General features: G+C 33.4%; 12 protein-coding genes. 7 read left to right on the top strand and 5 right to left on the bottom strand.

Annotation, left to right across the window (positions count from 1 at the left end; genetic code table 11):
* Positions 1–121: 121 nt before the first annotated feature.
* Complete coding sequence (groL, locus tag ABI657_RS17710) at positions 122–1750, top strand: chaperonin GroEL (protein ID WP_348098599.1); 1629 nt, start codon at positions 122–124, stop codon at positions 1748–1750.
* 96 nt (positions 1751–1846) lie between these two features.
* On the opposite strand, the gene ABI657_RS17705 is transcribed toward groL, so the two are convergent.
* The 3 genes from ABI657_RS17705 to ABI657_RS17695 form a co-directional block, all read right to left on the bottom strand.
* A complete protein-coding gene (locus ABI657_RS17705) occupies positions 1847–2686 on the bottom strand; it encodes an SDR family NAD(P)-dependent oxidoreductase (RefSeq protein ID WP_348098598.1) in 840 nt (279 codons plus the stop codon).
* An 89-nt stretch (positions 2687–2775) separates the two neighbouring features.
* Complete coding sequence (locus ABI657_RS17700; protein ID WP_348098597.1) at positions 2776–3684, bottom strand: helix-turn-helix transcriptional regulator; 909 nt, start codon at positions 3682–3684, stop codon at positions 2776–2778.
* Between the two features lie 113 nt (positions 3685–3797).
* A complete protein-coding gene (locus ABI657_RS17695) occupies positions 3798–5327 on the bottom strand; it encodes a SulP family inorganic anion transporter (protein WP_348098596.1) in 1530 nt (509 codons plus the stop codon).
* Positions 5328–5624: 297 nt separating this feature from the next.
* Here ABI657_RS17695 and ABI657_RS17690 point away from each other — a divergent pair, with 297 nt between their 5' ends.
* The 4 genes from ABI657_RS17690 to ABI657_RS17675 all read left to right on the top strand — a co-directional run bounded on the left by ABI657_RS17690 (position 5625) and on the right by ABI657_RS17675 (position 7923).
* Positions 5625–6698 (top strand): type I restriction endonuclease, encoded by a 1074-nt coding sequence (locus ABI657_RS17690; protein ID WP_348098595.1) that lies wholly within the window; start codon positions 5625–5627, stop codon positions 6696–6698.
* A 98-nt stretch (positions 6699–6796) separates the two neighbouring features.
* Positions 6797–7240, top strand: coding sequence for a hypothetical protein (locus ABI657_RS17685; RefSeq protein ID WP_348098594.1), 444 nt, complete (start codon positions 6797–6799; stop codon positions 7238–7240).
* 69 nt (positions 7241–7309) lie between these two features.
* On the top strand, positions 7310–7543 hold the full coding sequence (locus tag ABI657_RS17680; RefSeq protein ID WP_348098593.1) for a hypothetical protein: 234 nt from the start codon (positions 7310–7312) through the stop codon (positions 7541–7543).
* Between the two features lie 23 nt (positions 7544–7566).
* The gene (locus ABI657_RS17675) at positions 7567–7923 is read left to right on the top strand and encodes a hypothetical protein (RefSeq protein ID WP_348098592.1); all 357 of its coding nucleotides are present in this window, start codon (positions 7567–7569) and stop codon (positions 7921–7923) included.
* Positions 7924–7968: 45 nt separating this feature from the next.
* On the opposite strand, the gene ABI657_RS17670 is transcribed toward ABI657_RS17675, so the two are convergent.
* Entirely contained in the window at positions 7969–8577 is a 609-nt protein-coding gene (locus ABI657_RS17670; protein ID WP_348098591.1) for a YkgJ family cysteine cluster protein, read from the bottom strand.
* A 72-nt stretch (positions 8578–8649) separates the two neighbouring features.
* The gene (locus ABI657_RS17665; RefSeq protein ID WP_348098590.1) at positions 8650–9072 is read right to left on the bottom strand and encodes a hypothetical protein; all 423 of its coding nucleotides are present in this window, start codon (positions 9070–9072) and stop codon (positions 8650–8652) included.
* Between the two features lie 356 nt (positions 9073–9428).
* Between ABI657_RS17665 and ABI657_RS17660 the strand changes: the two genes are divergently transcribed.
* The gene (locus ABI657_RS17660) at positions 9429–10061 is read left to right on the top strand and encodes a hypothetical protein (RefSeq protein ID WP_348098589.1); all 633 of its coding nucleotides are present in this window, start codon (positions 9429–9431) and stop codon (positions 10059–10061) included.
* Between the two features lie 140 nt (positions 10062–10201).
* Positions 10202–11425 (top strand): TMEM143 family protein, encoded by a 1224-nt coding sequence (locus ABI657_RS17655; protein ID WP_348098588.1) that lies wholly within the window; start codon positions 10202–10204, stop codon positions 11423–11425.
* Positions 11426–11512 lie beyond the last annotated feature (87 nt).

Genomic DNA, 11512 nt, shown 5'->3' with positions numbered 1-11512 from the left:
AAGGAACTGATTATTTGATTATGCGCGAAGATGATATTCTTGCAATCATCTAAAAAAACATAGGTCTCAAGAATTAAGTATTAGGGAAACCTGAAACAAATAAACATTAAACAAAATAAAAATGGCAAAAGATATAAAATTTGATATTGAAGCACGTGACGGATTAAAACGTGGTGTTGATGCATTGGCAAATGCTGTAAAAGTAACTCTTGGACCAAAAGGTCGTAACGTAATTATCGGAAAATCATTTGGTGGACCAACAGTTACTAAAGATGGTGTTTCTGTTGCAAAAGAAATCGAATTAAAAGACCCATTAGAAAATATGGGCGCGCAAATGGTTAAAGAAGTAGCTTCTAAAACTAATGATTTAGCGGGAGACGGAACTACAACTGCCACCGTTTTAGCTCAGGCAATCGTAAAAGAAGGTTTGAAAAACGTTGCAGCAGGTGCAAATCCTATGGATTTGAAACGCGGTATCGATAAAGCTGTTGAAGCTATCGTTGCCGATTTGGCTAAACAAGCTAAAGTGGTTGGAAGCGATTCTGATAAAATCAAACAAATTGCTTCTATCTCTGCAAACAATGACGAAGTTATTGGCGATTTGATTGCTACTGCTTTCGCGAAAGTGGGCAAAGAAGGTGTAATTACTGTTGAAGAAGCAAAAGGAACTGATACTTACGTTGATGTTGTTGAAGGAATGCAGTTTGACAGAGGGTATCTTTCTCCTTATTTTGTTACAAATCCAGAGAAAATGGAAGTGGAATTAGACTCTCCATATATCTTATTATATGATAAAAAAGTATCTTCTTTAAAAGAATTACTTCCTGTTTTAGAACCAGTTGCTCAATCAGGTAAACCATTATTGATTATTGCTGAAGATGTTGACGGAGAAGCTTTGTCTACTTTAGTTGTAAACAAATTAAGAGGTGCTCTTAAAATTGCTGCTGTAAAAGCGCCTGGTTTTGGAGACAGACGAAAAGCAATGTTAGAAGATATCGCTATCTTAACTGGTGGAACTGTAATTTCTGAAGAAAGAGGTTACACGTTAGAAAATACTACTATCGAAATGTTAGGAACTGCAAAAAGAGTTTCTATCGACAAAGACAATACTACAATTGTAAGTGGTGCTGGTGAAGCTGATATTATCAAAAACAGAGTAAACCAAATTAAAGGTCAGATGGAAACTACAACATCTGATTATGATAAAGAAAAATTGCAGGAGCGTTTGGCTAAATTAGCCGGTGGTGTTGCTGTTCTTTATGTTGGTGCTGCTTCTGAAGTAGAAATGAAAGAGAAAAAAGACAGAGTAGATGACGCATTACACGCAACTCGTGCTGCTGTTGAAGAAGGAATTGTTGCTGGTGGAGGTGTTGCTTTATTAAGAGCAAAAGCTGCTTTGGCTGACATTAAAGCTGATAACGCAGACGAGGCAACAGGAATTCAGATTGTGTCCCGCGCTATTGAATCTCCATTAAGAACTATTGTTGAAAATGCAGGCCTTGAAGGTTCTGTCGTAGTCGCTAAAGTTTCTGAAGGTTCTGGAGATTTTGGATACAATGCCAAAACTGATGAATATGTAGACATGCTTGCTGCCGGAATTATCGATCCTAAAAAAGTAACTCGTGTAGCGTTAGAAAATGCTGCTTCTGTTGCCGGAATGATTCTTACTACAGAATGTGCCTTAATTGATATTAAAGAAGAAAACGGAGGCGGTATGCCAATGGGCGGTGGTATGCCGGGAATGATGTAATCGTTCTTTTCTTAAAATAAAAAACGCCAAATAGAAATTTCTATTTGGCGTTTTTTTATTTATCTCTAATTTTACATTAATCAGAAGATTCGACAATTAAAAACCTGTCGAAACAGAAACTGTTTTCCATTGCTCCAATTCTTTTTGAACTTCAGCAATTTTTACATTTGCCATATCGTAAGCATCTTGTCCCACAAATAAATGCAATGCAGGATTTTCTTCCTCACTCATTTTGATTAAGGCTGTAGCAAATTTTACAGGGTCTCCAGGCTGATTTTCATTAATACTATCTTTGTGAGCAACTTCTGATTCCCTAACTGCTTTATACTCTGCAATTGGACTCTGAGGCAATAATAAAGAACTGTCTTTTAAAAAATCGGTTCTGAAATAACCCGGATAAACCAAAGTGACATTCACTCCAAATTCTTTAACCTCAACAGCTAATGATTCGGTTAAACCGGCAACGGCAAATTTTGTAGAACAATAAATTCCCCAACCCGGAAAACCACCATTATAGCCTCCGATTGAAGCGATATTAAAAATATGACCTGATTTATTGGCACGCATGTACGGCATCGTATTTCTGATCACATTCAATAATCCGAAAACATTTACTTCATAGTTTTTTCTGGATTCTGCGTCAGTTAGTTCTTCAAGTGAACCTAATAAACCATAACCTGCATTGTTCACCAAAACATCAATGGTTTTAAAATGACTTATTGCCACTTCAATTGCATTTTTAACGCTTTGTTCGTTCGTTAAATCCATTTCTAATGGAAGAAAATATTCAGAAGGATTTCCTAATTCTTTAATTAGGGCACTTTCAGTTCGTGATGTTGCGGCTACTTTTTTTCCTTCAGCCAATAATTTTTTTGCCAATTCTAATCCAAGTCCTTTTGAAGCACCTGTGATAAACCAAACTTTGTTATTTTCCATGATTTTAATTTTTACATTTAATTATGGTACAAAGGTATCAGCGAAGTACTTGCAAAAACTTAAAGCAATCAAACGAGAAGTTACGAAAATCAAACAATTTCTGTCATTCGATAGTTTTTAGGTGAAACCTGAACATTTTTCTTAAAGAAATTAATAAAATGGGATAATTCATCAAAGCCCAGACACCATGCAATTTCATTAATATTCCAATTGGTTTGTTTGAGCAGAATCATGGCTTCCTGAACAATTCTTTCCGTAATAATCTGCGAAGTTGTTTTTCCGGTAGTTCCTTTTAATGCTTTATTTAAATGGTTGACATGTACGTTTAATTGACTGGCAAATTCAGATGGTGAACGAAAATTAACTTGCTGGGATATGGATTCGATAGGAAACTGGCGCTCTAACAACTCCATAAATAAAGATGAAATCCTTATTGTGGCGTTTGATTTACTGTATAATGAAGTAGTTACAGTCTGCGTTTTCAGCGCCAGATGAATAATTTCAAAAACAAGATTTCGAAGTACATCATATTTAAAAGCATAATCAGAATTGATTTCGTCAAACATTCTTAAATAAACCACTTTTAAAGATTCAGCTAATTCCATTGAAATCGGAACAATCGGATTTCCGCCCGGCTGAAATAAAGGATATTCTTTTAAATTCCCATATTGACTAAAAAAAGCATCTGTAAAAATACAGAAAAACCCGGTTTGGTTTTCATCCAATTGTTCCCAATTGTAGGGAATTTGCGGATTTGCAAAAAACAACGCCTGATCATCAAAGGATACAATTTTATCTGCATAATACACTTTGTTTTTTCCTATAATAAGACTGATTTTATAAAAGTCTTTTCTGGTGTAAGGAAATGGTTTACAGATACTACCAACAAAATCATCTAATTTAAAAACATTAAAATGTCCAATTTCTCTTTTAAGATTTTTGGGCATTCCGTTTACTTTAATTGTGTAAAAATCTTCTAAGGTTTCTGTGAGTTTCATTTGTCAAAGTTACGAAAATCAAATTAATTAGATAATGTGGCAATTAGATAATTAGATAATAATTAAGCGTAATCTATAGAATTTTCTAATTTTCTAATTGGCACATTGACACATTAAGAAACCACTTTGTACGTAGGATCCTCAATAACATTGACATTAATAACGCCGTCAGCATTTTTAAGAAGGGTTCTGCAATCGGCACTCAGATGTTTCAGTTCGATTGTTTTGTTTAACAGACTGTACTTTTTGGTTAAATTATTCAGGGCTTCAATGGCTGACATATCGGCAACACGACTTTCCTTAAAATCTATTATTACATGATTTGGATCGTTTTGAATATCAAACTTTTCCATAAAAGTAGCAATTGAACCAAAAAATAACGGTCCGTAAATCTGGTAGTGCTTCACTCCTTCTTCATCAGTAAAATGTCGTGCACGGATTCTTTTGGCACTTTCCCAGGCAAAAACCAAAGCGGAAATAATTACCCCTATCAAAACTGCCAAAGCCAGATTATGCAATACAATTGTAATTACCGCAACCAGAATTCCAACAAAAATATCGTGTCTTGGCATTTTATTAATCACCCTGAAACTTGCCCATTCAAAAGTGGTGATCGCTACCATCATCATCACGCCCACCAAAGCCGCCATGGGTAATTTTCCAATTACGGGTGCTCCGAAAAGGATAATCAATAAAATGGTCAATGCGGCAATTATTCCTGAAAGCCGGGCTCTTGAACCTGCATCTAAATTCACCAAAGTCTGAGCAATCATTGGACATCCGCCCATTCCGTAGAAAAACCCATTTAAGATATTCGAACTTCCCTGCGCAATACATTCTCTGTTACTGTTGCCACGCGTTCCGGTAATTTCATCGACTAAATTCAGTGTAAGCAAACCTTCGGTCAAACCAACAGCTGCCACAATTACGGAATAGGGAAATATCACTTTTAAGGTTTCAAACGAAATTGGAATATCTGGAATATGAAATGGAGGAAATCCGCCCTGAACCGAGGCTATATCCTCCACCGTTTTGGTTTCGATATTGAACACAATAACCAATGCAAAGACAAGCATTATCGCCACTAAAGAGGCCGGAACTGCTTTTGTAATTTTCGGAAAAACCAAAACAATCGCAACTGTAAGCGCTACCAAACCAAGCATAATATACAAGGGTGTTCCGTGTAACCATGAAACCTGACCGTTAATTATCGTTTTAAACTGCTCCAGCTGTGACATGAAAATCACAACCGCCAATCCGTTTACAAAACCAAACATGACGGGCTGCGGCACTAATCGAATAAATTTTCCGAGTTTAAAAAGTCCAATGCCGATTTGCACTATTCCACCTAAAGCAACGGCTGCAAAAACGTATTCTATTCCGTGTGATTTCATCAAGGCGATTAAAACAATTACGGTTGCTCCTGCTCCGCCGGAAATCATTCCGGGTCTTCCTCCGAAAATGGCCGTTACCAAACCTGCAATAAAAGCGGCATACAAACCAACCAAAGGCGGAAATCCAGCCAAAATAGCAAACGACAAAGATTCTGGAATCATGGTCATCGCTACGGTTAAACCGGCTAAAATTTCGTTTTTGTAATTGACTTTTTGAGTGAAGTCAAAGAGTTGGAATGCTTTTTTCATAGAGCACAAATTTAAAAAAATAATGTGCATAAATGTGAGGAAATATTTCTTTCAAAAAATGATTGCCTGAAAAATGATTTTGAGCAAAAAAAGCCAATAATATCAATTAAACTACTCGTTTTTTTGTCTTTTACATTAAAACAGGTATAATTACTTGTTGCTCCGCTTTTATTTATAGCTACACTTGTTGGGAATAATATTTTATATGTGATTATGATTTTCCGTAAAGAGGGGAATTATATAATATGCATATTTGTTTTGAGATGATGGAATTCAACAACGTAACATTATAAAATTATGGAAGCAGATTTACGACTTAAATTAGAGCAATTACATCAAAGAGTTGACTCCTTAAAAGATCAGATCAATACGGAAGAAGCGACTAAAAATGCATTTGTGATGCCCTTTATTCAAATTTTAGGATTTGATATTTTTAATCCAACTGAAGTTATTCCAGAATTTATATGTGATATCGGGACCAAAAAAGGAGAGAAAATAGATTATGTAATCAAGAAAGATGGAGAGCCAATTTTAATTATTGAATGTAAACATTGGAAAGAGAATGCGGATGCGCACAATTCACAACTTCACAGATATTATCATGTTTCAAAATCCCGCTTTGGTGTTTTAACCAACGGTCATACTTATAATTTTTATGCAGATTTGGAGAAACCAAACATAATGGATGAAAAGCCATTTTTTACATTGGATTTGGCCAATATTTCTGATTCCAGTTTAAAAATCCTTGAAAATTTCACTAAACAAAGTTATAATTTAGAGAATATTTTAGATTCTGCAGAAGCATTAAAATACATTAAGGCAATACGTAATGAATTTGAAATAGAATTGCAAAATCCTTCTGACGAAATAGTAAAACTTCTGGTGAATAGATTTTTTAATAAACCATTAACTGCAACCCGTTTAATTGCGTTTAAAGAATATACTAAAAAGGCATTTTCAAATTCTATAAATGAATCTATAAATTTCAGGCTCAAAAACGCATTGAATATTAATGAAACTATTCCATCTAAGGAGAAAACCAAAATATCCTCTGTTGATGAAGATGTCGAAGCTCCAAAATTCATAACTACAGAAGAAGAAATTGAAGGTTCGCAAATTATCAAAGCAATATTGAGAGAAGTAATTCCAGCAAACAGGATCTTTTTTAGAGATACACAATCCTATTTCGGAATTTTATTAGATGATAATAATAGAAAACCGCTCTGCAGATTGCACTTTAATTCTTCGAATAAATATGTTGAATTATTCCATAACGGAAAAGATAATGGCGAAAAACAAGCACTGCAAAGCCTTGATGATATTTATAAATTCAAGCAGGAGTTACTTTCTACTATAAAAAATTATGAGTGACAACTACGTAGAAAGTATATGGCTTTATTTGTCTTGAGATAATAAAATAGATTGTGAATTAAATATCAATGACCCAAACTAATTAAAACACTTCCAACATGAAAAAAATTCTATATTTTTTAATTATTACATTAATTATTAGTTGCAAGCAAAAGGAACAAACTGAGGATATGATAGAATTGAATACTCCAGTTTTGAAAACAAAAACAGTGGATAAAATTATTTTAAAAAATTTTACTTATGAAGATATTTCCAGATATGCCATAGCTTCTATAATGGGACAATCTGCGAAAATAATTAAAGTTACAAAAAAAGATGAAATTTATATTTTATCATATATTCGAAAGTCAGATAAGCAAAAATTTGATTACAAAATGAAAGTTGAAGGAAATAAAATTCTATGGGCAAATCTAGATGGAAGATGGAGAAATTCAGAATATGATGAAAAAATAACTTTTATAGAGAAAGAAAATAATATAAATATAATTCAAACTTTTGAAGATAACTCTCAAGACATACAAGAATTTATAAAAGGTGATTAAAATCGATATCTGCAAAACCTATAACTGTTTGAAAAATTTACAAATTTTGTGCTAACTAACTTAAAATACATGTATTCAATAACTGAAAAAGAAAAAGATTTCTTAAATCAAAAAACTAAAGTATTAACATCTGAAAATATAAAAGAATTTAGCGACAGAGAATTATTAGAAAAGCAGACGCTTTATTTAAAAAATATTATAAAAAGTAATGATACCATTAAACTAAATATACAGTTTTGGTTTTATACCGGACTCATAGGTGGTGCAATACTTTTTTTATTTCTACTTAATTCTAATCGTTGATTTAAATAATAACAAAATTACAAATGAAAAAACTACTACTTAGCCTTACACTTTTATTCAGTTTTGCTAGCTTTGGACAAACCATAAACGGAATTCCTATTAAAGATTTAGATGTCCAATATTTACAAATTATAGGGACTTCAAAAATGCTGTCTTCAAAACTTACAATTGCAATAGATATTGGACAAAGAACTAAATTGTTTTCAAGTAATACTGACGCAACACTTTTAAAAGATGAAAATGGAGAGGGTATAATATTCAATTCTATGATAGATGCTTTAAACTTCATGTCAGCAAACGGATACAATTTTGTTACAGCAAATATTATAACTGTAGGCGGACAAAATGTTTATCATTATTTAATGGTAAAAAAAGTTTAAATATAATTGTGTGCCTTTAATTTAAAAAAACCAACCAACCTTAACTTACGCAATATTCTCCAATCCCCCAGGAAATGGTCTATACGCATAATAATGCAGGACTTCTTCAATTGCTATTTTTAGCGCTTCGTTTACGGGCAATAAATTAACTCCCATTCGGAGATCGATTTGAGCTAGGCGCATGTAATAATCGGTAAAAACAGGAACTTGTTTTCCGTTGTTGATGGCTTGTTCTGCTGCTGTAAAGTTTTCTGTTTGTTCTTCTTTTATGATTTTGCAGGTAGCTAATCGCAGTTTTCCGAATTTGTCCGTTGTTGCTCCGTAACCAAAAAGCCGGCAGATTAATCCACGGTAACGGTAATTGCTGCAGCTTCCGTTATGTTTTTCCAAAACTGAAAGCGGGCGGTATAAAAAACAGTTTTTTGTTGTAACATTCCTTAATTGTGCTAAGGCTTCTTCGGCTTTTCCATTCAAAAATAAATGAAATGCCCAAGGCAAAAATTCTAAAGGAGAAGCTTCAATATTAGGTGTAGAACAGCATTTTCCACAACCGGCATTACAAAACAAATGCGTCTCATTTTGGAAATTCCTGATTTCAATTTCAAGAAGATCAAACAATGCTTCAACCAGCCGAACCTTATGTTCTATTGACATCTCTTTTTTGGTAAGGTAGTCTAATTGGAATGGCTAAGATGAGAACAGTGCTTTTATTGTGAAGAGTTTGTGCTAAGAAGTTTTTGAGCTTCTAAAAAAAGCAATAGCACCAGTTGACCACAAAGCCAGGAAAATCAAAACAGGCTGAAAAACCAATCTTATCAAACGCGCCTGATCTGTGTCTAATCCGAAAGCACTTGTTCCGTTAACGTATTGCGCGATGTTACCCGGAAATACCATTACATAAAATAGAGCCAGTGCGATTCCGATTTGTACTTTATAGCGGGTTATGAAAATCATACCAATGCCCAATGCAATTTCTACAATTCCGGAAAGGATAACGACAAGATCTTTATCCAAAGGAATCCAATTCGGAACTTGTGCCTGAAAATCGACTCTCTGGAAAGTAAAATGGCCAATTGCCGCTGTGATCATAAAAAGTCCTAATCCTATTCTGAAGAAATTTTGAGCTTTTGTCGTTTTATTATTTTCCATAACTGATACTAATTTAAATTTGAAATAAGCTACATCAAATTTACGATATTAACATTTTTAAATCTTTCAAATTTACTGTGTAATGGTTGTTTAATATCCATGCAAAGTTTCGCTTCTGCTTAACAATCAGTAATAAAAAACAATCCCATATACATTTCAAATAAATTGCAAGTACTTTCCTAACGTCTGATTTTCATATAGTAAAGATTACGATATAAAAGTCTTGTTAAATTAATTTTATTGTTTTTTTGAAAGAAGTTATGCTGTAAAAACGTTAATTATTCGTTGATTTTTATAGATTTGTAAATCTATATTTTCTCACTTCATTTAGGAAGGAACAATTAAATCTAAAGACAATGAAATCTTTTACTTCAATATTTTTATTTTTACTGTTTGTTTATTCAACATCCTACTCACAACTGAGTTCGGATCAGATATTTGAAAGTTTTAAACAAGGAGAACGTACTAATTGTTCTTCCATTGCTTTTATTAAGGCATCCATGAATATCTATGGATTAGATCTTTTTGTAAATGAAAAAATAAATGACAATTTATATAAAATCACATTAAAGAATAATGCATCGTTTACTCTAAAAAGAGAGGAAATAGAGAAAGCACAATTTTCTGCTGATTTTGTATATATCAAAGATAATTGTGAGAGTGAAAGAATAACAGACTACGCAATACTCACATACGCCGTAATGGCAAAATACAGGCAAATTATTGACAAGGAGGAAACCTTTGATAAAGCGTTGGCAGATTTAGAAGATGGAGGTGTTTATACCCCAACCATATATAAATATTTAGGATTTGAAAAAGGCAAACAAATCTTAAAATTAAAGAGACAGGAAGGTAATAATTTTTGTGGGGTTGTTGCCTATTCAACATCACATGCCGTTTTTATTTGTGAAGAATTCATGGACTACTACGGAAACAGAAAAAGTATCTGGCTTGAATATCCAGGACGTTTCAGAATAATTAAGTCTTAAAACCTAAGTCCTGACTGATTTAATAATTTTCAATATCGGCAAAACTATAACTAAACTTTAATAGCAATACCACTTTAGAATCAAATTTAGGGTGGTATTTTTACGTTTTTAGAAATACCAGAAAAATAAGCATCAGATATATGATACGAGAAAACTATATTCCCTTTAACAAGGAGTTTTTACTCGAACAACAAACAACCTGCTTCTCTGAAAACGAAAAGGCAGCCAGCTTTAAAAAGCTTTTTGATATTATCGAACATTACTATCATTATGAAGCTTTTACCCTAAATCGCAACCTAAAACAGCATTATGCCGCATTTGATCCTGATTTAAGCCAGAGAGAGCGGAAAAGTTATAGTAGCAAAAGTAATTTTCAGGTTTTTAAAGAAACCCTTCTTACCGTTTTAGAGCAAAGTAATTATCATCGTTTAGACCAGAAAACCGTAGAAAAATCATTCAAAAATTCTGATTTAATTGGGCTTAAGCTTTCCATAGATTTTAATGCTTTTAAAGATTATGAATTCTATGTTCGCGGTCATCATAAGGCAAAAGAATCGGTAAGGAAATATTATTTCTGGAAGAAAGAAATTGAAATTGAATATTACGATCGCGTTATGATTTATCTTAATTATAACGAAGCCGATTATCTCGACACCAAGAAAGTCAGATTAGGAAAGATGCCAATTGATCCGGGTACTATTGCTTTAAAAATATTCAAGCGTGTTCCTAAAAACGACATCGAAACTATTTTTCCGAATGCGGTTCCTAAAATGTCATTGAAAGATAAAATGCTGCTTTGGGTACCGGGAATTTTTGGTGGCGTATCGTTGCTAAGTGCCAAAGTGATTCCGGCGTTGCTCAACATGTATGAAGCTTACCAAACAGGCGAAACTATCGATTTGCTGAATAGCAAAACATCATTAAATCAGGGCTTAATAGCTTTGGGAATATTGGCTGCTTATTGCTTTCGCCAATACAATAATTTTATAAACAAGAAAATCAAGTATTCTAAAATACTTTCGGACAGTCTGTATTTTAAAAATTTGGGAAACAACAGTGGTGCTTTTTATTCGTTGCTCAATTCATCTGAGGAAGAAATCCTGAAGGAAACAATTCTGGCATATTTCTTTTTATATAAAACACCTCATTTAACCGCTGTGGAACTAGACAACCAAATTGAATCGTGGTTTAAGACTCATCTCAATACAGAACTTGATTTTGATGTAAGCGATGCATTATTGAAATTAAAAAACATTGGTCTTGGGATTGAAAATAATGGAAAGTGGGAAGTTGCAGCGTTAGATCAGTCTCTTATTATAATTGATGTATTATGGGATAGTGTTTTTGATTATAATCAGCAATAATTTTTGAAACCGAGTGCCCTAGCCCAGATGGCAGCCTACCGTGTGGACACATCTAAGAATAATTGCCATCCTTCCATTATTGCTGCA

Source organism: Flavobacterium sp. (genome assembly GCF_039930565.1).
Taxonomy (GTDB): Bacteria; Bacteroidota; Bacteroidia; order Flavobacteriales; family Flavobacteriaceae; genus Flavobacterium.
The sequence above is the reverse complement of the archived record's forward strand: the minus strand, read 5'-3'. Positions and strand labels throughout refer to the sequence as shown.